The sequence below is a fragment of the Aeoliella sp. genome (genome assembly GCF_965227375.1).
In the GTDB taxonomy this organism is placed as follows: domain Bacteria; phylum Planctomycetota; class Planctomycetia; order Pirellulales; family Lacipirellulaceae; genus Aeoliella.
Genome location: NZ_CBDDFX010000002.1, coordinates 1,448,979 through 1,470,748, shown reverse-complemented (window position 1 = coordinate 1,470,748; position 21,770 = coordinate 1,448,979). Strand labels below are relative to the sequence as shown.

At 60.2% G+C, this 21,770-nt stretch carries 16 protein-coding genes; 5 read left to right on the top strand and 11 right to left on the bottom strand.

Features of this window, described 5'->3' with window-relative positions:
- Nucleotides 1–54: 54 nt before the first annotated feature.
- The 3 genes from ACQK2L_RS18995 to ACQK2L_RS18985 are packed head-to-tail and all read right to left on the bottom strand — an operon-like array spanning nt 55 to nt 3,185.
- Nucleotides 55–261, bottom strand: coding sequence for a hypothetical protein (locus ACQK2L_RS18995; protein WP_425398613.1), 207 nt, complete (start codon nt 259–261; stop codon nt 55–57).
- Nucleotides 258–2,669: a cytochrome-c oxidase, cbb3-type subunit I gene (gene ccoN / locus ACQK2L_RS18990; RefSeq protein ID WP_425398612.1), complete on the bottom strand. Its 2,412-nt coding sequence runs from the start codon at nt 2,667–2,669 to the stop codon at nt 258–260. Before ccoN ends, ACQK2L_RS18995 begins: the two co-directional genes overlap by 4 nt.
- Before the next feature lie 39 nt (nt 2,670–2,708).
- Nucleotides 2,709–3,185 carry an Rrf2 family transcriptional regulator gene (locus ACQK2L_RS18985; protein WP_425398611.1) on the bottom strand — a complete coding sequence of 159 codons (477 nt, stop codon included), beginning with the start codon at nt 3,183–3,185 and terminating at the stop codon, nt 2,709–2,711.
- Between the two features lie 403 nt (nt 3,186–3,588).
- On the opposite strand from ACQK2L_RS18985, the gene ACQK2L_RS18980 reads away from it, so the two are divergent.
- Complete coding sequence (locus tag ACQK2L_RS18980) at nt 3,589–4,716, top strand: hypothetical protein (RefSeq protein WP_425398610.1); 1,128 nt, start codon at nt 3,589–3,591, stop codon at nt 4,714–4,716.
- Nucleotides 4,717–4,854: 138 nt separating this feature from the next.
- On the opposite strand, the gene ACQK2L_RS18975 is transcribed toward ACQK2L_RS18980, so the two are convergent.
- The 4 genes from ACQK2L_RS18975 to ACQK2L_RS18960 form a co-directional block, all read right to left on the bottom strand.
- Entirely contained in the window at nt 4,855–5,949 is a 1,095-nt protein-coding gene (locus ACQK2L_RS18975; protein ID WP_425398609.1) for a phosphotransferase enzyme family protein, read from the bottom strand.
- A gap of 11 nt (nt 5,950–5,960) precedes the next feature.
- Complete coding sequence (locus ACQK2L_RS18970; protein ID WP_425398608.1) at nt 5,961–6,869, bottom strand: sugar phosphate nucleotidyltransferase; 909 nt, start codon at nt 6,867–6,869, stop codon at nt 5,961–5,963.
- Between the two features lie 140 nt (nt 6,870–7,009).
- Nucleotides 7,010–7,915 (bottom strand): EamA family transporter, encoded by a 906-nt coding sequence (locus tag ACQK2L_RS18965; RefSeq protein ID WP_425398607.1) that lies wholly within the window; start codon nt 7,913–7,915, stop codon nt 7,010–7,012.
- Nucleotides 7,916–7,945: 30 nt separating this feature from the next.
- Nucleotides 7,946–9,193: a GNAT family N-acetyltransferase gene (locus ACQK2L_RS18960; RefSeq protein WP_425398606.1), complete on the bottom strand. Its 1,248-nt coding sequence runs from the start codon at nt 9,191–9,193 to the stop codon at nt 7,946–7,948.
- Between the two features lie 250 nt (nt 9,194–9,443).
- Between ACQK2L_RS18960 and ACQK2L_RS18955 the strand changes: the two genes are divergently transcribed.
- From ACQK2L_RS18955 to ACQK2L_RS18945, 3 genes are all read left to right on the top strand, one after another.
- Nucleotides 9,444–11,531, top strand: a complete 2,088-nt coding sequence (locus ACQK2L_RS18955; RefSeq protein WP_425398605.1) for a glycoside hydrolase family 172 protein — start codon at nt 9,444–9,446, stop codon at nt 11,529–11,531.
- A gap of 834 nt (nt 11,532–12,365) precedes the next feature.
- A complete protein-coding gene (locus tag ACQK2L_RS18950; protein ID WP_425401141.1) occupies nt 12,366–12,569 on the top strand; it encodes a hypothetical protein in 204 nt (67 codons plus the stop codon).
- Nucleotides 12,472–13,359 carry an SUMF1/EgtB/PvdO family nonheme iron enzyme gene (locus ACQK2L_RS18945; protein ID WP_425401107.1) on the top strand — a complete coding sequence of 296 codons (888 nt, stop codon included), beginning with the start codon at nt 12,472–12,474 and terminating at the stop codon, nt 13,357–13,359. The genes ACQK2L_RS18950 and ACQK2L_RS18945 overlap by 98 nt, the downstream gene beginning before the upstream one ends.
- A 156-nt stretch (nt 13,360–13,515) precedes the next feature.
- Here ACQK2L_RS18945 and ACQK2L_RS18940 read toward each other — a convergent pair whose 3' ends face one another.
- The 3 genes from ACQK2L_RS18940 to ACQK2L_RS18930 all read right to left on the bottom strand — a co-directional run bounded on the left by ACQK2L_RS18940 (nt 13,516) and on the right by ACQK2L_RS18930 (nt 17,943).
- Nucleotides 13,516–15,261, bottom strand: coding sequence for an amidohydrolase family protein (locus ACQK2L_RS18940; RefSeq protein WP_425398604.1), 1,746 nt, complete (start codon nt 15,259–15,261; stop codon nt 13,516–13,518).
- Nucleotides 15,262–15,402: 141 nt separating this feature from the next.
- On the bottom strand, nt 15,403–16,725 hold the full coding sequence (gene fucP / locus ACQK2L_RS18935; protein ID WP_425398603.1) for an L-fucose:H+ symporter permease: 1,323 nt from the start codon (nt 16,723–16,725) through the stop codon (nt 15,403–15,405).
- A gap of 66 nt (nt 16,726–16,791) precedes the next feature.
- Nucleotides 16,792–17,943 (bottom strand): DUF6786 family protein, encoded by a 1,152-nt coding sequence (locus ACQK2L_RS18930; protein WP_425398602.1) that lies wholly within the window; start codon nt 17,941–17,943, stop codon nt 16,792–16,794.
- A 622-nt stretch (nt 17,944–18,565) separates the two neighbouring features.
- Between ACQK2L_RS18930 and ACQK2L_RS18925 the strand changes: the two genes are divergently transcribed.
- Nucleotides 18,566–20,482 (top strand): pyrroloquinoline quinone-dependent dehydrogenase, encoded by a 1,917-nt coding sequence (locus ACQK2L_RS18925; protein WP_425398601.1) that lies wholly within the window; start codon nt 18,566–18,568, stop codon nt 20,480–20,482.
- Here the strand turns inward: ACQK2L_RS18925 and ACQK2L_RS18920 are convergent.
- Nucleotides 20,466–21,584: a peptidase gene (locus tag ACQK2L_RS18920; protein ID WP_425398600.1), complete on the bottom strand. Its 1,119-nt coding sequence runs from the start codon at nt 21,582–21,584 to the stop codon at nt 20,466–20,468. The genes ACQK2L_RS18925 and ACQK2L_RS18920 overlap by 17 nt on opposite strands.
- Nucleotides 21,585–21,770: the final 186 nt, after the last annotated feature.

Here is a 21,770-nt window from a genome sequence, read left to right as displayed (position 1 = left end):
GAGAGTCGGTTTCGCGAAGTCAGGGTATCCACCACATCAACGCCAAGCACTTGCTTATGGCGATTGGCCGTCCTCATCCTTGGGGTGCGACTGGTCGTGCACTGCCGAATCTTCCAAAGGAATGCGCGACCAGCGGCGAATCTCGCTGTTCTTGCGCAGGAGCAGCCACAGCACCACGCCACTGAACACCACGAAGAACAACACCATCGCGATGTTCTTCAGTAGCTGTATGGACGCGTCGTTTTGGAGCCACTCGATCATGCGGCCTCTTTCTCACCAGCGGACTGGGCTACTTGCTCGCCAGCGTCTTGTTCGCCGTCGCCTTCCCCGTCGGTGCCTTCTTCGGGTGCGTCGGGCGAATCGCCGGCGGAATCTGCGGGGGCGGGATCGGCTCCCAAGCGTTGCAGGTAGGCGATCAATGCGACGACCTGGCGATCCTTCAGGTCAATCTCATTCGCATTGGCGTCACGGTACGGACCACCGTTCTGTTGCTGAAATGATCTCGCGATGTCGGCCGCCTGCTCTCGTGCATCCTCGGCTGCCTGGCTGCGGGCGTCGCCCTCGTACTGCGGATAGGGCACATCAAGCGCTTGCATCGCGGCAATGCGAAGTGGTATCGAATCGAAGTCGATCTTCTTCTTCATCAGCCACGGGTACGGCGGCATGATCGAGCCCTGGGTCATCGCTTGCGGATCGTGGAAGTGTTGCACGTGCCAGTCGTTGCCTCGCAAACCGCCTTCGTGAGCCAAGTCGGGACCAATCCGACGCGACCCCCACTGGAAGGGATGGTCGTACATCGAGTCGGCGGGCTTGCTGTAGGGGGGCAGGTACCGCGCGGTCTCGGCCACCATTGGCCGAATCATCTGCGAATGGCAGTTGTAGCAACCTTCGGCGACGTAGATATCGCGGCCCGCCAATTCGAGCGGCGAGTATGGCACGGGTCGCTCGTCGGCCGGGATGTTCGAACGCATGACGAACGTCGGCACGAGTTCGAGCACCGAAGCCAGCACCACGGCCAGGGTCGTCATCAACGTGAACTTGATGGGAAGCCGCTCCCACACGCGATGCCACCACAGAGTGCTCCAAGTATCGATCGTCTTGCCCACCTCCAAAACAGCCACGAGGTCCGACTCGGGTCGCTGTTCAGGCGTGAAAGGCTCGTCCCTCAGGGCGGGGGCCTCGTACACCGGCACATCGTACTTTGCGGGACGCTTGCTCCAAGTCAGGTAGATGTTCCAGCACCCGATCAGGGTCCCCGCCAGGAACAACAATCCGCCCAACAAGCGAATGTGATAGAAGACAATAATCGCCTGAGTGGTCTGCACGAACTCGGGGTAGGCCAATTGGCCCATGTCGTTGATGCCACGCCACATGAGTCCTTGTGTCAGTCCGGCGACGTACATCGACACGACGTACACCAAGATACCAGCAGTACCCAACCAGAAGTGCAGGTTCGCGTATTGCACGCTATGCAAATTCGTCTGGTACAGTCGAGGCGCCAGCCAGTAGATCATGCCGAAAGCCATGAAACCGTTCCAGCCGAGCGCACCGGCGTGAACATGGCCGATGGTCCAGTCGGTGTAGTGGCTTAGCGCGTTGACGCTCTTGATCGACAGCAGGGGCCCTTCGAAGGTGCTCATGCCATAGAACGTGATGCCCACCACAAAGAACTTGAGCACCGGATCGGTGGTCACTTTGTGCCACACGCCTCGTAGAGTTAAGAGGCCGTTGATCATGCCGCCCCAGCTTGGCATCCACAGCATGACAGAGAACACCATGCCCAGCGTCTGCGCCCACTCGGCCGTCGGCGAGTAGTGCAAATGGTGTGGGCCGGCCCAGATGTAGATGAACACCAGCGACCAAAAGTGCAGAATCGACAACCGGTACGAAAAGATCGGCCGGTTGGCCGCCTTGGGCAGGAAGTAGTACATCAGCCCCAGGAAGGGCGTGGTCAGGAAGAACGCCACCGCGTTATGCCCGTACCACCACTGCATCATGGCGTCTTGCGCGCCGGCGTAGATCGGATAGCTCTTAAACCAGCCCAACACCGTGCCGGGGTTGCCCATCGCCACGAGCGGAACCCAGATATTATTGAAAATATGCAACACCGCCACAGTGACGATCGTGGCAATGTAGAACCACAAGGCGACGTACATATGCCGCTCGCGACGTGTGACGAGCGTCATGAAGAAATTCACCCCAAAGAACCCGGCCCACACCACCGCAATGGCGATGTCGATGGGCCACTCCAACTCGGCATATTCCTTGCTCTGCGTAATGCCGAAAGGCAGTGTGAGCGCGGCGCTAACGATGATCAGTTGCCAACCCCAGAAATGGAGGTTGCTGAGCGTGTCGTTCCACATCCGCGCTTTGCAGAGTCGCTGCGTGGAATAGTAGATGGCCGCGAAGATGGCGTTACCGGCGAACGCAAAGATCACTGCATTGGTATGCAGTGGCCGCAGGCGTCCAAAGGTAATCCACTCCAGGCCGCCATTGAGCTTCGGGAAGGGCAACTCGGCGGCCAGGATGATCCCAACCAGGAAGCCCACAACCGCCCACACGAGCGTTGCGGTCACAAACTTTCGAACTATCGCATCGTCATAACTGAACGACTCAAGCGGACCGGCGCTGGACCGGTCCGCCCCGTGAGGGGCGGTGGCTTCTTGCATGGTTTACCCAAGGTTGGAACTAACAAGCTTTCCGTGTTGCTAGCGAAGCGTAGGCGTCGCCGCATCCGAATCATTGGTCTGGACAGTTGCCTTCGCTGCCGGGCATAGCGGCGGCACATGGTCGTCTGCTTCGATCAAGCTTTGAATGGTCGTCTCGCGGTAACGCTTTTGGGTAGCCGCGGCCACCTCGTCCAGCAATTGGTGTAGTCCACAGCGATGTTCGGGCACAGTGTCGTAACCGATGCACTTATCCTGCTTGCGTACGGGATCTACACAATTGACGACATCCAGCACACTTAACATGGCCGGATCCGCTTGTAGCTTATACCCACCATGCGAACCTCGTTGCGCCACCACAATACCGGCGCGAGCCAATGGCTGCAGTACCTTTGGCAAGTAGCTTTGTGGCACCAAGGTGGCCTCGGCAAGTTGCTGGGTGGTTTGGGCTTCGTCGCTCTGTTGAGCAAGGCGGATTACGGCACGCAGAGCGTACTCTGCGGTTTGCGAAATAGACACGGGAGTCCCTTTCTCGTCTCAGTTGGGAAACGGAACGTTCCAACAGGGTAAACGTACCCTCATGTCTATTTTGCTTAGGCAACTGATGTGCCACGTTTCGCTGTCCCAAGTTCTAACGCAAAACAGCACCAAAATCCTAGTGGAATTGGCACTGTGTCAAAATGTCGCACCAAGTGCGGGTTGCAGCCAACTGAACCGTACGAGCCAACCAAGTGTGCGACTTAGCACACTTGGCCCGCCCATTGTGGGGGCCGGACATAGCGATATGGCAAACCACGCAGCTTGCCTAGGCGGTACTTAAGCTCTGGCAGTGGAGGAGTCGAAAATGCCGAATGCCCAACCCCCTCTTTTAGACCAGGCGGCTCCCGAACTCTTATTTGCTTCGAAAGGATCTCGAACGATCATGAACACTTCTTGTCGTGGCTTAATCGCCAGTCTTGCACTGCTCTTTATGGCCACACTTGCTTCAGCCCAAGCCGAAGAGTCGCTCGCCAAGCACTTCGAGTACGACCCCATCCTCACCGAGCCTATGCAGCAAGACGAAGTCGAGCCAGCTCCTGCCCAGATCATGGGTCAGGATTCATTAACGGCGGAGTTCTGCGAGAAGTGCTGCTTCGATGGTGGTTGTGGCTCTGACTGCTGTGGCTCGACATGTTGCGATTCGGATTGCTGTGGTTGCTGCAACAGTTGCGGCTGCTGCGACACTCACGGTTGCGTGCTGCCCGAGTTGCTGTTGGGATGCTTCTGCCCCACACCTTGCTGCTTCGACGATTGGATCAGCCCCATGACCAATCCGGTGTTCTTCGAGGATCCGCGCACGCTGACCGAGCTGCGTGGCATCTTCATTCAGCACAAGGTGCCTCAGACCGCTTTGGGTGGAGACATCCAGCTATACGCTCTACAAATCCGGGCTGCGCTGTCCGATCGCCTGTCGCTCATCGCCACCAAGGACGGCTATGCGGTTTCCACCAACCCACTGATTGCCGACGGCTGGGCCGACCTGTCTTTGGGCCTAAAATACAACCTGTACCGCGACTGTTGCACCGAGAGCTTGTTGACCGGCGGCGTGGTCTACAAGATTCCTGTCGGTAGCCACCGCACCCAGCAGGGCCTCGGCGATGGCTTGTTTCATGTGTTCCTCAGTGGCGGAACCGAGTTGTGCTGCGATTGGCACTACCTGAGCAGCCTTGGCTTCCGCTTGCCGGTGGACGACAACGCAGAGACTACTAGCATGTACTGGTCGAACCACCTGGACTACTACCTGGGTCACGGATTCTACGCTCTGGGAGAGTGCAACTGGTACCACTGGCTCGAGAGCGGCACCAACGGCGTGCCGGGCATCTCGGGCGGCGATCTGTTCAACCTGGGATCGACCGGCGTGGCGGGCAACAACATCGTTTCAGGCGCCTTCGGTGTGAAGTACAAACCCAATCGCTTGATGGAACTCGGCGTCGCCTGGGAAGTGCCCCTGACCGAGCGCCGCGACGTGCTGGAGAACCGACTGACGGTCGACCTGATCCTTCGATACTAGTGCACCAGCAGGTCGTCTTTGAAAGGCGACATGCCGGTCCTTTCTTCGGGAGTCTAGCGACACCGCCTCGAGTGGTTCTCCAGCCGGAGGACTGCAAGAGGCGGTGTCGTTTTTTTGGTATTCGCCAGTGGCTGATCGTTAGCTAGAAGTTGCCTCAGCGAACAAGCGTTCCAACACGGGCCGCTGATTCTCCAACTCCGCAAGCAACGCCAGTTGGTTGCGGCAGCGGTCCAAGTTGTGCCCCGGGTGCAAGGTCTTGTAGTAGGTATCGCCCGCGAGGAAGTCGGTTAGAAACCGCGTGGCCATGATCAGCGCCATGTAGCTGGGTCCGCCGGCGAGCGAGCGAAGCTCTCTATCGGTGAGCAGTCCTCCGCAGCCCTGCAAGTATCCGCGTGCGGCCTCGAGCAGTCGTTCGCTCTCGACCTTCACCAGCGACAGGTCGGTCTCGTCCTCCGGCGCCCGACAGGCACTGGTGCGGACCAAATCTCCGATATCCCACATCGCGAGGCCCGGCATGACCGTGTCGAGGTCAATCACGCACACCGCTGCGCTCGACTGATCGTCGAGCAGGATGTTGTTGCACTTGGTGTCGTTGTGCGTCACCCGCAGCGGCAGCTCGCCTGAATCGATCAACTGCTGCGGTGTGGTGAGCAACTCGGCGTACTGCTGGACGGTGGCAATCTCCTCTTGGCACTCACCCGCACGACCAGCCACGTCGTCGGCCACCGCTTGCTGGAATGCTTCGAGGCGGCTGGGCCCGTGGTGGAACTTGGAAATCGTCTCGCACAACTCGCTGGCCGGCAGGTCGACCAACTGGGCGACAAACTGCCCAAAGCCCAGCCCCGCCTGATAGGTTTCTTCCAGCGTGGCTTCCACGCCCACCGTGTGGGTTCGCGCAACATAGGGAAAGACTCGCCAGAAGGTGCCGTCGGACCATTGGCACAGTGGTTCATCGTCCATCGTGGGCACGACACTCAGCACGCGGCGACCTGCATCCTGCTCGCCCGTGGCTTCGAGCTTCTGCTTAATGTGCTGCGTGACGAGTTCAACGTTCCGCATCAGCCCCCGCGGATCGCGAAACACCTGGTGGTTGATCCGCTGCAAGACGTAACGCCGCGCGGAGCTGGTCTCCACCAGATAGGTATCGTTGATGTGGCCGGCTTCGATCGCCTGGATGTTCTCCATCGCTCCATCGAGCCGGAAGCAAGAGGCAACGTCCGCCAGAAAGTCCATGCTCCCGCTCCCTACCACAACGTCTCGGGATAAACGCCCGCGGCCACGAGCTCCGCCAAGCGGGCTTGGGCGATGGGCAAGTCGTCCTGGTAGGTCATGCCGCACCACTTTTCGTCGGTGGGCAACACGCGGACGGTCAGTTTGCCGTCGGCCATGAGTTGCTTGGTCACGGTGGGCAGTTCGTACTCGGTCGATGCATCCGGCACACTGGCCAGGAAGTCGCCGAAGCGTTGTTCGAGCATTTCGAGCATCGATGCGGGATAACCAAACAGGTTCATCGACACCACCGTGTCGAGCGCCAGCGGCTGCGTCCCGGCGTCGGGGTCCTGGTACTGCGCTGCGTCGGCGTTGCGGGCGATCTCGAAACGTTCGACAACGCTGACAAGCTGCCCGTCGTCCGACACCTCGCAAACACCGCGGTTCACTGTTCCGTGATCCGACAAGGTGTTGCTGAGCGAGTAACCAACCATCGCCGCGCTGGAATCATCATCAGGCGCCAGCGAACCGAGGAACTCGCCGATTGCCGCCAGGGCGCTCGGGCCGTAGAAGTCGTCGGCGTTGATAACCGCTACCGGGCCGGCCACTTCCGGCTTGGCGCACAGCACCGCATGCGCGGTGCCCCAAGGCTTCTGCCGCTCGGGCAGTTCCACGCCCGCTGGCACGAAGGCCTCCGGCTCCTGGAAGGCAAACGCGATGTCGACCTTGCTCCGCGCCCGGTCGACGAACGCCTCGCGGAAGGTCGACTCGAACTCTCGCCGGACCACCAACACCACTTTGCTGAACCCAACCCGCACCGCGTCGTGGATCGAATACTCCATGATTGCCTGACCGCCAGGACCGACGGGCGCAAGCTGCTTGAGGCCGCCATAACGCCGGGCGGCGCCGGCGGCCATGATAACGAGGGTAGGTGCGGTGCTCATCTATATCGCGTCGATAGTTAGCGTTTCGGGGCAACTAGTAAATTGTCAAACGAATCTTTTCGTATAGCGATCTCGACGAATGCCTGAACTTTTACGGCGTCTTTGCGATCGCTAAACGAAAAGTTCGGCTTGACGAGATATTAGGCCGCTTCGGTGGCCGGGTGCTCTTCTTCTTCCTCAATGGCCATCAGTATCGCCGCGACGATGGCCAGCACAATCCCCACCGCGGCGGCCGCGCTGGGCCACGCCCGCGAAAGAACCATCGAAAGCAGCGCCGTGATGACCGGCGCGCCAGCGTTAATCAGCGGCGAAACGATGATCGCCTTGCCGTAGCGGTACGCGTAGACCAGCAGCAGCGCCCCGATGGAATTGAGGAAGCCGATGGCCACCGACAGCCAGAACCCGCTTCCGCCCCAGTTGGCCTCCAGGGGCTTCTCGGTCATCAACCACGCCACCGGCGCCAAGACGACGGCCGTGATGGCCATGTAGAAGAAAATGCTCTCGGCCTTCATCGTGTTGTTGGCGAACGAAATCACGTAACCCTGGATGCCCCAGGCTAGCAGCACGCCCATCGCAAACAGGGCCCACGCGGCATGGCGTTCGACTGTCGGATCTACATCCCCCATGTTCAGCAGCACACCCGCCACGATGGCCATTGCCACGCCAATCCACCCCAACAGTTGAACTCGCTCGCGAGAGATGAGTGCCGCGAGCACGATTGTTACCAACGGACTGAGCGCGATGAAAGGGAACACCAGGTAGCCGGGCGCCATGGCGGGCACCGTTTGGAACAACAACAACTGCCCACCCGCGCCGAGCAAGCCAGCCGCCAGACCAAGGGCGAGTGACTTGCTGTCGTACTCTAGCTTCCACCCCACCATGCCCAGCGCGATCGCCGCGGGGGGAATCATCGTGAGCGACCACGCCAGGTAGCCCAGCGTTTCGGGAAAGCCGTTCTTCTCGGGCAGATTGATAATCGCCCCCCACAAGCCCCAGGCCAGCATCGTAATCACGGCGTACGCGAGCCACAGCCGTTTGGTCTGCATGTTATCGAAATTCCTTCAAAAGGGTTGTCATCAGTCGATCGGCAACAGGTACTCACCGGCCACCACGGGCGATGAGGTTGCTGCGTCGTGATACGTGGTCGTTCGCCCCGAATCGCTGAAGCCGAGCGACTGCATCAACTCCACCTTCACTGGGTCGACCCCGGTGAACGAAAGCGTGCAGGGTCGTACCGCCAGCGGCGAAGTTCGAATCCGCTGGATGGTCGAAGCGACCAACTCGCGGACGAGTTCTCGGTTGCCTGCTACAAACTCGGGGAACGCGTAAAAATCCATCGCGTACGTCTGGCGAGTGAACGGGGCGAGTTGCTGCGCCGCACACACTGCCAGCAATCTGCCTTGGGAGTCGCGAATCACCTGGCTAGCGTCCTGCAAGCGGTCCTGGTCGACGATCGCCTGGCGGAGCGTGGTGATGAACGTCCGCTCGAGCTCCGGCCCATGATGGATCTGCCACGAGCTGAGCTTGAGTTGAAAGTCGTCGTCAGGGCAGAGGTTCGTCAGCAAGAACAGTCCCGCCAAGTCGCCCGCCGTGACTGGTTCGATCTTCGCATCGGACGTCGTCGCGGCAAAGATGTTGCGCGTCGTCGCCACGAAGTTGGCTTTCGCCTCGCCCATCGCCTGGCTGTCTGCATCCGCCAGACGCCCATCGTTGGCCGCGCGATGCTGGTCGGCCGCAGTTAGCAGCGTGCTGTCGACTGCCATGAGCCAGTCGACCGTGTCGGCCAAGCGCGTTTCGCCGAGGATCGCGTACCCCATTCGCGAGTACATCGAATGCGCGGCGCGCTCGCCCTGGTCCAGGCGATGAATCTTGTCGTCGGTGGCCAGCACCACCAGCCCCGCGCCGGAGTTTAGCGTGGCGGCCGTCACCTCGTGCGTCACCAGCGTGCCGAGGCCCAGCCCCTTGAAGCCGTCGAGTGTGCGAATGTGCGCGAGCAATCCCGCCCAAGGGTGCGCCGCGGACTGAAACACCGACCCGTGCGCGACGAGTTGCTTGGTAGCGTCGTCCCACACCAGCGAAAACGTGCCGCGCGAGTCATCGTACAGGTCGAGGTACTCGCTGAGGATCACGGCCGTCCAGTCGGCGCCTTTGGCCACCAGCAACCGGCTAACAATGCTGGAGAGAATCTCCTGGCTGTCGACTCCGGCGTGCTCGGCCACCGCCCGCACGACCGCGCGACCCGCCCCCGTGAACACATGCCCGTCAATGCGCGTTCCCAACGGCTGGTTCGCGGCGATCACCGGTTGCGTTGAGACAGTTTCCACGGTGATAGAGATCGCTCCAGGCGGAGGAGTTGAGATTGCCAAGGCAGCATAATAACAGAATGGCCCTCCAGTGAGAATCGATTTTGCGCACCGACTGACGCTGCGAATACCAGGAATGGCTGCAACGTCTCCGAAAACTCGGACATGCCAATCCAACACGTTTCTGCAAAGCCGGCCGGCTCCGTTTACAATGGCACGATTGGAAATCATGATTGGTTGCTTACCACTCAGGCCCGCTTGGAATATTGCAATGAAGTATCGCGTCGCTGCCCTAGTTGCCACTTGTGTTCTGTTCGCAAATTGCTCGACCACTTCGGCCGCCGATACGGTCACCACCGGAACCATGGTGGAAGAGATGGTGGACCTCGACCGGCTGAGCGACATGCCGGAGGATGATTACAAGACGCTGCAGTTCACCTCGTACGATCGCCGCAGCAGCGTGCCCGACGGGCCGGGATGGTTTTCGAACTCCGACGGCTTCGGCGGCGCTCCGATTCCGCCGTTCCAGGACGTACAAAAGAAGCCAAACGACCAAGGCGTTGGCGAGTACGTGATGGTCGACGTCGAAGGCCCCGGCGTGATCGTCCGCACCTGGACAGCCGCCATCCAAGGTTCGATTCGCGTGTATCTGGACGATAGCGAAACTCCCATCTACGACGGGCCCGCGATCGACTTCCTGCAACGCCCTTACGACACGTTCCTCAAGGGCAGCGACGTGACCGAAGAGATGCTTAAAGGCACGTTCTACCAGCGCGACGCGGGTTACTGCCCGATGCCGTTTGCCAAGCGGTGCCGCATCGTATGGATCGGCAATCCGCGCCGCGTGCACTTCTATTACGTTCAGGTGCGCAAGTACGACTCGCCGGACGTGAAGGTCGAGACCTTTAAGGCCGATGACCTGAAGACCTACGGCCCTGAGATCGCCGAGGTGGCCAAGGTTCTGGCCGATCCCGACACCAACTTTGACTTGAAGGAAACCGGCAAGCATGAGTTCGAACTCTCGCTCGAGCCGGGTCATCGATCCGAAGCGGTGGTGCTCGACGGTCCCGGCGCGGTCGAGCAACTCGCGCTGCTGGTCAAGGCCAAGGACGAGGTGGCCGCGCTCCGGCAGACGGTCATGCACATCTCGTGCGACGGCTGGAGCCACCCGCAAGTGCAATCGCCGGTGGGCGACTTCTTCGCGGTCGCGCCTGGCGTGAACCCTTACGTGTCGCTTCCCTTCACGGTGATGGAAGACGGCCAGATGGTCAGTCGCTACGTGATGCCGTACAAGAAGTCGCTCCGCGTCGAGTTCGAGAACCTGGGCGATCAGCCCGTGGTGCTCAACGGATCGCTCAGCACCAAGGATCGCAAGTGGGACGACGACCGGTCGATGCACTTCTACGCTCGCTGGCGAGTGATGCACGACCTGGTGACCTCGCCGCCGATTGACATCCCGTTCCTGGTCGCCAATGGGGCCGGGCGGTACGTCGGCACGGCGTCGCTGATGATGAACCCGGCTCGCGGCACGCACCCCAGCGGCAGCTGGTGGGGCGAGGGCGACGAGAAGGTGTTCGTCGACGACGACAAGGAGCCTTCGTGGTTCGGCACCGGCTCGGAGGACTACTACAATTACTCGTGGAGTTCGCCCGACATCTTCTTCTATCCCTACTGCGGCCAGCCCCGCAACGATGGTCCCGCGAACCGCGGCTTCGTCACGAACAACCGCTTCCACGTGATCGACGACCAACCGTTCGACACCCGCTGCAGCTTCTACATGGAGTTGCTCGCTCACACGAGGGTCGAAGGCTTCAGCTACGCCTGCCAGGCGTACCACTATGGCCGCCCGGGGATGATGGACGACTCGCGGCCGATCACCAAAGAAGACGTTCGCAAGCCAAAACTGCCCGGCCCCTACGAGCCGCTCGCCGTGCGGGGCTCGAACAATGCTACGTACCTCGAACCTGAGAAACTGACCGACGGAGTCGTGAAGAGCGAAGACGACGACTTCTGGTCGGCCGGGCAACTCATGGTGTGGAAGCCCAAAGCCGAGGGCGAGACGCTCAAACTCACCCTGCCAGTGAAAGACGCCGGCACGTACGAGGTTCGCTTGGGGCTGGCGCTCGACAACCGCTCGGGTAAGGTCAGCGCGACGCTCGACGGCGAGCCCTTCGGCTTCGGCGGCGACTCCGGCGTGATGGACCTGTACGACGCCCGCCGCACGATGATCCGCTGCTCGCCGAGCAAACGCCTGGACCTCACGGCCGGCGACCACGTGCTGGAACTGAAATTCGAAGGCCCGGCCGATGGCAAAGAGCCACTGGTCGGCATCGACTTCATTTGGCTGCAACCGCGGTAAGCTCGAAGAAGTTCCCTCTCCGCAGTTTCCTGCCCGCGGGGTCGGGGAGAGGGAACCTCGACCCACTCTCCGGCTAGCAGAAAACCAGTAGCTCGACGCAAGTGGTTACCTTTCAAGCACTTGGAGTTTTGGTCCACCCCTGGACCAAAACCCTCTTCGGCACATTCACGCAACTCGTTACGCAGCTTGCAGTTAGAGTTTTGCCCCAATTGACCCATATCTGGATATCGAACCATTGGCCCAAAACTCCGCCGACAAGGCGCGGGGCACGACTTCGTAAGACTAAGTTGTAAAAGAACTTACAGCAAATCGGCAATGCTGCCCCAACGGGGGTTTTGGGCCAGGGTTAACCGCAGGTGGACCAAAACCCCACATGTTCCCTCCCCCGGGCGATTTCGCGCCCAGAGATCTGGAAGCGCGAAACCACTAACCGCGAAATCGTTTGTGCGAGGGTAGGGCCCGCCACCTAACCACAAATCGTCAACGCTCCGCACCCCACATTGTCCCCCACCCGTTGTCCAAAAACTACCAGCAAACCCGTAACACCGCAGCGAGCAAACGAGGAGGGGAAGGGGAAAGAGGAAAAGGTAGAATGTTCCCTTTATTCCCTCCTGCCCAAGGGAGTACGATGAGCTGCCTTGCGCCCTCGTTTTCCGACGGCATGCGGTAATGTCGAGCCACTACCGGGCAAGGGGATTTTTTGCTCGCTTGAACAATAACATAGGCTTGCCGCTGTCTGGAAGTTGGGAGCGAACGCAAACCGCGTCAAGAGATGCAATGAGATTGAATCTCGCGAAGACACACTTCTACTACTTTTCTCGGAGGCCATGACTAATGAAACACACGATCGCCTGCCTGCTGGTTGCCCTGTTGTTTTACACCTCCGAGACTTCGCTTGGAGAAGTTTTCGGCACAGGTGCAAATACCTTTGAAATCGAGTTTGTGGAAGTGGGGTCATACGAAATTGCGAAGTTCGAGCTGCCCGAAGACGCTATCAATAAAGCTAATATTGGGCAACTTAGGTATCACCCACGATAATCGGGGCTCCAACAAGCCTGCCACTTCGATCAGCTGGGTAGAGGCCGCTAAGTTCGTCAATTGGCTTAATACTTCTAGTGGTTATAGTCCGGCATACAAGGTAGTTGACCATGATCTCGGAGCAGAGAAGTGGCAACAAGCGGATGTAGGATACACCCCCAGGTTTCCTTATCGAAACGCAAGAGCTCTCTATTATCTGCCTACGTTGGACGAATGGGACCTCGCTGCATACGGCGACCCAGCTTATCCCGGCACCTTCTATGAATACCCGACCGGAAGCAACAATATCCCTGATGGAATTGATTCGCTTGGCGACCCACTTTTCGATGCAATTTTCGATGATGGATATGCCAACTCAGAACCGAACGATATCACCGACGTAGGAGTATTGAGCCCATATGGCGTAGCGGGGCAGGGCGGTAATGTAGGGGAGTGGTTAGAGGACAACTCTTCCCAACTACTCGCACTGTATTTTGGACGGCTTGCGATAACAAGCAATTTCACAAGCCCTTATTTCCACTTGAATCGCGGCTCGGGTTACTCAGGCGATGGGGTCCCTGCCACCAGTAGTTACTCAACACTAGGCTTTCGCGTGGTGAAGCATGAAAAAGTCCCGGAGCCAAGCACATGCTGTATTGCCCTTACACTAGTTGCTATTGGTCTGGGGAAGTTTCGCGCATGCGTTGGCCGAAACCAGGTAAGGGGCAATAAAGCAATAGGGAGCAATAAAGGAGTCGTTCTACTTTTTCCTCAACCTCGGCCGGGGGCGGAGGGCCGACTCCAGGCCTAACTCTCCCGCTGTCTCGACTTGCCACGACGACTCGCCATAGCGGGTGCCCCGGGCCACACACTTTCGTAACGCGCAAATTTGGCCTCCGCCTCGACGCCGTTCACGTAGTTGGTCCAACCGCGAGGTTTTTCTAGCGGCCCGGTCGATGGCGCTCTCTTACTCCACCAACTCCAGCCACCCGAATCGCTCCGGCGAATGCGCCGTGTTGGTGAGCGTCGGTCGCCAGGCGAGGAATACTTCGTTCGCCGCGTCGTTGCGGTAGAGGGCTGCGCGCCAGCGGGTGCCGGGGGTCGGTGGTTCGTCGGTGATTGATGACATCGGGATGCGGGCTTCGACACGGTAGATCTTGTTCTCCTTGTCGATCGCGACTTTCGACTCCATGCCGCTCGACCATTTGAAGTCCTTTTTCGGCAAGTCGAGCCGCACGTCGAGTTGCTCGCCGTTAGGGGCCCATTCGAACTCGTCGTACGAGTTGATATTCTCCATGTCGGTGCCGATGAATAGCTCTACGACATCTTCGTCCCACAGGCCGAGCCGTTCTTCGCTGCCGGGGCTCTGGGCCATGGTCAGTTCGGTGTAGGGAGCCTCGTACGCCAGGTACAAGTACTTGTCGGTCCACGCCGCCCGGGCGGTGGTGCTCAGGTCGGGCCGGGCGTCGCACTCTTTGAGCGTGTACTCGATGCGGGCGATCGGTGCTTTGGCCCAAATGGGGTTATCCAGCTTGCCGTCGAGTTCGAAATCTTCATCGGCGCGGACGGCCGTGAACGTCGGGGCAGGGTAGTGCTGCGCCAGCAGCTTGCGGGCGTTGTCGAAGTACACCTTCCGCTGCACTTCGGGCGGCAGGTCGATGCTGCTGATCGTCCAATTGCCCTGGATCGGTGTCATGTGCTTCCAGTCGCGATCGTCGGTCTCCATGAACCGCCAGCACTTGCGGAAGAACACCAGCGCGTCGTAGTCGGTCGGCCGCTCGTCGTCGCCGGCGGAGCCGAGTATCATGCGATCCCATACCTGGAAGTCGGTGCCGAACAGCAGACGATCCTGCTGCTTGATGAACATCGCGCGGAGCTTCTCAGGGTCGCTGCGACCAATCTCCGGTATCCGCGCGGCGAGGTCGCCCATCATGTTGGGGTACTTGTCGAAGTTGCGAGACACCCAGTCGATGTCCTCCGGGTTGTTCGCGAAGTGCACGCCAACGAACGTGGTCTCGGGGTGCTTCTCGATGACGTGCAGGAACTGCTCGAGCACCTTCTCGCGCGAGGGGTACTTCTCTGGATCGCCAAACCACCAGTTGGGATGGTCCTTCAGTTCTTCCCAACGTTCGTTCGTCTCGTTGTACGGTTCCCAAAACGCCTTGGGGTCGCCCACGTGAATCGAAATGGCCATGCCGAGTTCGCCGCACCGCTTCCACACCGGGTCGAGCTTCGGATCGTCGACCGGGATGAGCCGACCATTGGCGTCGCGCACGGTGAGGCCGAGTCGCTTGAATTCCTTCAAGCCGGCCACGCCGGCGCGGTGGGCCTTTTCGATTTGCTCGACGGCCCGCTCGCTCCAATCGTCTTTCTCGAAGCCGTTGTAGTCGAGGATCATGTAGTTTAGAAACCGCCCGGGGCAGACCTCCTGGGCAATCTGCATGTTCCGCTCGACGCCCGACAGCTTGCCATCGTGGGCGGTGATGGTACCAGAGCCGAGTTCCACGCCCAATCCGACGCCTGCGGCGTCCATGATGCCGATCGCGCGCTCGAACCGCTCGGGCTTCGATTCGATGTGCGTGTGCATGTCGATGATGCGGTGCTCGGCGCGCCAAACGTCGGCATTCATCGCGTCGGCGCGGGGATCGGTTTCGTTGGCCATGGCGAGTGGAATCATCCAAACGAGCGACAGAACGGCAAGCAGCATTCGCATAGCGAGAATCCTTGGCACGGCAGAGAGGTAGGATCGAGCGGACAGGTTCTCCGCGTGCGCAGCATGACAGCGCGCAGCGGTAGACGCCATTATACAAACCCGCCCACCGCCTGCTGGCGAGTAGCCGCCTGCGAGGTCAGCTTATTCGGACGCTTGCTCCGAATGTTCGTACTGGCGACCGAAGACAGCGTAGGCTCCAATCACCAGGAAGCAGAGAAGTGGGAGCAAGTAGGAGAGGCTGGTGCCAACGTGGTCGACCAGCCAGCCTTGCATTGGCGTGATGATCGCACCGCCGACAATGGCCATGATCTGCCCCGACGACGCCAGCTTGGTGTCGGAACCCAGATTCGCACAACCGAGGCCGAATATGGTCGGGAACGACAACGACATAAAGCCTGAGACACAAACCAGCGCAATTACCCCGGCGTACCCTCCCACGAAAATGACCGTAAGCAAACAGATGCAGCACATAGCAGCAGCAAACATCAACAGCGTGGACGGCCGGAAGAACTTCATCAATCCGGTGTAGATCCAACGCGTGCAGCCGAACAACACGAGAGCCCAGGTGTGCCATACCAGGGCCTCCTCCTGAGATACGTTTAGCTGTTCAGGGATGTAGAAGTTGGTATAGGTCCACACGGAAATCTGAGTGCCGACGTAGCAGAACTGAGCAATCACCGAAAAGAGGTAGTTGCCGTTGGACATAAGTCGGTCGATTGTCTCGCCAAAGTGCACGTGGCTGTCCCGGTCCGATGCTTTGGGCATCTTGCTAATCAGGATCAGCACCCAGACCACGGCCAGAATCGCGGCAACCGACAGATACGGATAGATCACCGTGTTCAGCGCTGCGTCGGCCTCCCCCGGAGGGATCGATAGCTCGTTATTGGAGTCTTTGGGCAGGTTGGCCATGATCATGTTTCGACACATGAGGATCCCAATGACAGCGCCAATGGGGTTGAAGGCTTGAGCAAAATTCAGCCTTCGCGTGGCGGACTCTTGCGAACCGAGCACCATCACGTAGGGGTTCGCGTTGGTCTCGAGAATTCCCAATCCACTAGCCAGCACGTAGTAGGCGAAACAGAACAAAAAGAACTGCTGGGCCAGCATCGCGGGATAGAGCATGAAACAGCCCAGGGCATAGCAGCCCAGACCGACCAGCACGCCGGTCTTGTAGGAAAACACCCGGGCGATAATGGCTCCGGGGATCGCCATACAGAAATAGCCGAAGTAGAACGCAAACTGAATGGCGGAAGCCCCGAAGGTGGACATCCCGAAAATCTCTTTGAACACCTTCACCAGGGGATCGGTTAAGTTGTTCGCAATCGCCCACCACAGGAAGCAACTCGCCAGCAAAGCAAACGGCCAGACCTTGCCGTGCGGCACCACGCGATGATGCGTTTCGGTATCGTGTTCGGGAGTTGCATCCGAGGTTTCGAAGGGATTAACGGAGTCCTGTGTATCCATGCATCTATGCCGAGTAAGAGGATTGAAGAAAAGCGTACCCGCCTCGATGAGTCACCTCGCCGAGCCCTATTCCAGCGCCGAGCGAATCTCGTCGAGCGACACGCCGAGGGTTTCCTTCGCGACGCGGTTCAGTTCGGCCTCGTCGCCCTCGAAGTGGTAGGTCTCCGAGATGTGCGTGCCCGACTCACCCGGGGTGAGGGCCAAGGCGGGGCTGGAGGTTTCGATCTCGTAGAACGGGCCGAGAGGGGGCGCACCGGGCTCGGGGGAGCCGTCGTTGTAGGCGTTCACCGTGTCGCCGGCGAACGGTTCGTCCTGCAACTCCCACATCGAGTTCACGTAGTCGGTCACGCCCTCAGGCTTGTTGTACTTGACGATCGTAAGGATGTTTCGCTCAGCGTCGAAGCTGCCCGCGATGTCCTTCGCCCGCTTGGGCGGCACGCCGATCTTCGAGCGATAGTTACCATCGCCCGACATGAACATCACGCCATCGGCGACCTTCAGCCGCTCGGCGGGCACTTTGCCGAAGTAGGTGTCGTTGACAATGGTGCCAAGCTCCGCCTCGTCCCCTTGGACGAACGGGACGACGATCGTGGTCTTGGGACCCGGCTTGTACATGCCGAGCAACCAGATCGAAAGCATGCCGGTGTCTTTGGTCCAGGCGTCGTCGCCGGTGTTGGTGACTTTGTTAGTGGTGCGGTAGCCGACGAATTTCAGCGAGCCGGGATCGACGCCCAACGACTCTTTCGCGGCCGCGGAGCCAAGCACCTCGACGTCGCGCTCGATCTTCAACTTGAACTCGTTGTCGGAGTAGTTCTTGATGCTCGCTTCTTTGGCGAAAGAAACCTTCGAATCGCTTTTGCTCACCACGTCGTACGGCTCGGTATCGATCAGCGGTGGGGTCTGCCAGTCCTCGAACTCGAACTTCGCGCCGGGGGCAAAGTAGATGCTGAACTGCCCGCCTTCGGGGCCGAGCCAGAACCGTTCTTCACCGCCGTACACGTTGATGTGCTCGGCGATCTCGCCGGAGGCGACGTGCTTGTAGTTGATCCAGCCAAAGCTCACGCCATCCTCGCCGGTGGCCGAACTGGTCATCACGCGACCTTGATAAGCGGGCGTCACGGCTACGAGGGCGTCGCCCGACTCACTGCGTAGCACCAGGGTCTCGGCGTGCTCATTTAGGAATTCCACGTCCTGGCCAAAGTTCTTATCGCTGCTCATGTCTGCCTTCGCTGTTGAGTCAGTACCGGTCTTGGTTTCACAACCAATAAGTGCCATGCAACCGACCAACGCCGCGCACAACGCACCGTGCATGGTGCGTCGCGACTGCCCGGTTCGTTCAGCCCTTGGAAATCGAATTCGGGTTAGCATCACGTTCCTCGCAGAATAGGTATTGGATCTAGCTGGATGACTTTACGACTTTGGCGATTGCAGGAACTTCGCAGGCGCTACCGGTTTGTCGAATCTGGATGTCAGGAAATCCGAGCAATTCGCTGGCACGTCCCATCGAAGATCAGCCTCCGTCACACCGCGTTGAAGATTAGGTAGCGTCGGAGACGCCAAGGATTGCACCCGGCAGAGTGGTAGAAGCCATCTGTCGAACGGAGCCGCCCGTCTTCGGAATGGCTTCAGAATAGGAAGAAGCAACTCTCAAGCCATTCCGCAGGTGCGACACGAGTATAGTCGAGACGCACTCGGGCTGCAATTTCCCGTGGACCAGATTGCTAAGTGCCCATCCTCGGTCGCAACATCCGGACTTGCGTGTTTGTTATCATGGCACGAGCGTGCGACGGCAGTGTTGATCCAAACCATCCGCGTCACCAACGGAGGCAACGGGAGGACGATGCATCGAATCGGTAATATTTCGCAAGTCGCCTGCGCAATACTGGCCTTGGCCACGTCCGCTTCGCCCGCGCGCGGCGACAAGCCCGCCGGCGACGATTGGGCCTACGTCGGCGGCAACGCCGGCGGAGCCCGCTACTCGACGCTCGACCAGATTGACCGCTCCAACGTGGCCAAACTCGAGCCCGCGTGGACCTACAGCACGGGCGAACTCCAGCCCAACGGCAACGGCCCCACGATCGAGTGCACGCCGATCGTTGTGGACGGAGTGATGTACATCACCACCGGTAAACGCGTGCTCGTGGCGCTCGACGCGGCGACCGGCCAGCAGCGGTGGCGGTTCGATCCGCACTCGATTCCGTACCCGCACTCGCCTGCCTCTGGCGGCGTGAACCGCGGTTGCGCGTACTGGTCGGACGGCAAGCCCGATGGTGAGCGACGAGTCCTGCATGGCACGTCCGACGGGCGGTTGTTCTCGCTCGACGCGCGGACGGGCAAGCTCGATCCGGCGTTCGGCGACGGAGGAGTGCGCGATATGAGACTCGAACTCACGCCGGCGCAAGCAAAGCTCCCGTACGGCCCGACCTCCGCGCCGGCCGTTTGGAACAACCTGGTGATCGTGGGCTACTCGTGCGGTGAAGGCCCCGGCGTGGCCGCGCCGGGCGACATCCGTGCGTTCAATGTTCGCACCGGCGAGCAAGCCTGGCGGTTCCACACGGTGCCGCGTCCCGGCGAGGCGGGCCACGACACGTGGGAAGGCGACTCCTGGAAAAACCGCGGCGGCGCGAACGCCTGGCCCGGCTTCACCGTGGATGTGGAGCGCGGGATGGTGTTCGCCGGAACCGGTTCGGCGTCGTTCGACTTCTACGGCGGCGATCGCCGCGGTGAGAATCTGTTCGCCAACTGCACGCTGGCGCTCGATGCAGCGACCGGCAAGCGAGTGTGGCACTTCCAGAGTGTGCACCACGACCTGCTAGACCACGATATACCGACTCCGCCCAACCTGGTTACCGTGCAGCACGACGGAAAGAAGATCGACGCGGCCGCGCAGGTCACCAAGACCGGCTACGTCTACCTGTTCGATCGCGAGACCGGCGAGCCGCTGTTCGACGTGGCGGAGCAGCCAGTTGCTGCGAGCACCGTGGAAGGCGAGCAGGCGTGGCCCACGCAGCCGATTCCCGTGAAGCCGCCGCCGCTCTCGGCGCAGCACTTCGACGAGTCGAACGTAACGAACATCGGCGAAGCTAACCGCCGGAACGTGCTGCGACAACTCGAGGGGCTGCGGTCCGGACCGGCGTTCAACACACCGAGCCTTGAAGGCACCGTGGCGGTGCCCGGTTTCCATGGCGGGGCCAACTGGTCGGGTGCGTCGTTCGATCCGACGTCCGGGTTGCTGTACGTAAACGTGACCAACTGCACAAACATCGTCACGCTGCAGGACAACGGCCAACCGTCGAACAACAACTACGGCAACTATCGCCTGAAGGGCTACATCCAATTCCGCGACCACGAAGGTTTCCCCGCCATCGCCCCCCCGTGGGGCGAGCTGGTGGCAGTCGATCTGAATCAGGGCACCATCGCCTGGCGGACCGTGCTGGGCGAGTACCCCCTGCTCAAGGAACGTGGGGTGCCGCCGACCGGAACCGAGTCGTTCGGCGGAACGATCGTCACCGCCGGCGGATTGATCTTTATCGCCGGGACGAAGGACGAGAAGTTCCGCGCGTTCGACAAGTCGACCGGCGAAGTCCTGTGGGAACACCAACTACCTGCCGGCGGCTACGCCACGCCGGCGACTTATGCAGTGGACGGAAAACAGTACGTCGTGATCGCCGCCGGCGGAGCTGGCAAACAGCGCACCAAGGCGGGCGACCAGTTCATTGCGTTTGCTTTGCCGGATACACCTACGACAAGCGAGTGAGCTTGGTCACTCGCCCGGTCGCGACCCACTCGGCGACGTAGATGTTACCATCGGCGTCAAAGCACGCGTCGTGCGGATGCACAAACTTGCCAGTCTGCCAGCGCGATTCGTCGCCGCGGATGGCTTTGCGGCTATCGGCCTTCATCTGCTCCGAGTTATCGCCCAGGTGCGCGATCACCTTGTTGTCGCCGCCCAACAGCGTGACGCGTCCCACCAGGTCGGGCACCAGCATCAACTCGCCGAACGTGTCGATGTTGGCCGGTAGCAGGAATCCGTCTTGCGTGCGGAGGTGCTTGCCGTCGAGGGTGAACCACTGCAGGCGGGCGTTGGCGCGATCGGCGACCACCACGGTGGCCTGGTCGCCGCGTGAATCGATCCACACGCCGTGCGGGGTGTTGAACGTGCCATCGGCCTTCTTCTTATCGCCTGGCTGGCCGAACGAGCTAACGTAGTTGCCGTCGGCATCGTAGTGATGAATCCGCCAGCCGCCGTAACCATCGGCCACGTAGAAGCTGCCATCGGGATGGAAGGCAATGTTGGTGGGCAGGAATCGATCGCGGCCCCATGGACTGTCGCCCTGGGCGCGGGGGTGCTGGTCTTCGCCCTCGTGGTAGTAGCCCGACTCCATGGGCGCGCCTTTGCGCCAGATTTGCTCGCCATTGGGCTGGAGTTTGGCAAACGAGCGTTGCTCTTTGTAAGCGCAGACGTACAGCTCGTCGTCGCCGGCGGTCTGCTTCGCCTCGATGCCATGCCCGCCGCCTTGGAACTGCTCGCCAAACGCGCGAACGAACTTGCCATCGGCGTCGAACACAAAAATCGCCGGGTGATCCTTCAGGTCGTAGCGGCCTTCGTGGATCACATAGATCAAACCGTCGCTACCGACCGCCACGTTGTGCGATGTCTGCCAATGATACTTGTCCGGCAACTGCGCCCACTGATGGTCGACCCGGTACTGGTGCCCGTCGACGCCAACGATGGAATCGTCGGCATCGGTTTTGGCCCAAGTATGAATGGCCGGCAGCGCCAGCGTACCAGCGGCGCCGATGGCTGCGGTTTTGCAGAACTCGCGCCGCGTCGTACCACCTGTGGATCGGGTTGTCATCACAAGCCTCGTTGAGGGTGTCGGAAGAGAGGGAGCCAAACGGGGACCCGTAGTATATCCAACTCGCGTGGCAAAGTAATAACTCTAGACCTGTCTTGGAGATCCAAAAAACCAACATCCACCACCCATCCCCAGCCCCCGATTTGGGCTCACTCCCGAAAAAAGTTGAGCGTTTACCGCAAGCCG

Coding starts and splice junctions, on each gene's coding strand:
- ACQK2L_RS18995 (WP_425398613.1), bottom strand. CDS start 261: ATGATCGAGTGGCTCCAAAACGACGCGTCCATACAGCTACTGAAGAAC.
- ACQK2L_RS18925 (WP_425398601.1), top strand. CDS start 18,566: ATGCATCGAATCGGTAATATTTCGCAAGTCGCCTGCGCAATACTGGCC.
- ACQK2L_RS18980 (WP_425398610.1), top strand. CDS start 3,589: ATGAACACTTCTTGTCGTGGCTTAATCGCCAGTCTTGCACTGCTCTTT.
- ACQK2L_RS18940 (WP_425398604.1), bottom strand. CDS start 15,261: ATGCGAATGCTGCTTGCCGTTCTGTCGCTCGTTTGGATGATTCCACTC.
- ACQK2L_RS18965 (WP_425398607.1), bottom strand. CDS start 7,915: ATGCAGACCAAACGGCTGTGGCTCGCGTACGCCGTGATTACGATGCTG.
- ccoN (WP_425398612.1), bottom strand. CDS start 2,669: ATGCAAGAAGCCACCGCCCCTCACGGGGCGGACCGGTCCAGCGCCGGT.
- ACQK2L_RS18950 (WP_425401141.1), top strand. CDS start 12,366: ATGAAACACACGATCGCCTGCCTGCTGGTTGCCCTGTTGTTTTACACC.
- ACQK2L_RS18975 (WP_425398609.1), bottom strand. CDS start 5,949: ATGGACTTTCTGGCGGACGTTGCCTCTTGCTTCCGGCTCGATGGAGCG.
- fucP (WP_425398603.1), bottom strand. CDS start 16,725: ATGGATACACAGGACTCCGTTAATCCCTTCGAAACCTCGGATGCAACT.
- ACQK2L_RS18970 (WP_425398608.1), bottom strand. CDS start 6,869: ATGAGCACCGCACCTACCCTCGTTATCATGGCCGCCGGCGCCGCCCGG.
- ACQK2L_RS18930 (WP_425398602.1), bottom strand. CDS start 17,943: ATGAGCAGCGATAAGAACTTTGGCCAGGACGTGGAATTCCTAAATGAG.
- ACQK2L_RS18955 (WP_425398605.1), top strand. CDS start 9,444: ATGAAGTATCGCGTCGCTGCCCTAGTTGCCACTTGTGTTCTGTTCGCA.
- ACQK2L_RS18920 (WP_425398600.1), bottom strand. CDS start 21,584: ATGACAACCCGATCCACAGGTGGTACGACGCGGCGCGAGTTCTGCAAA.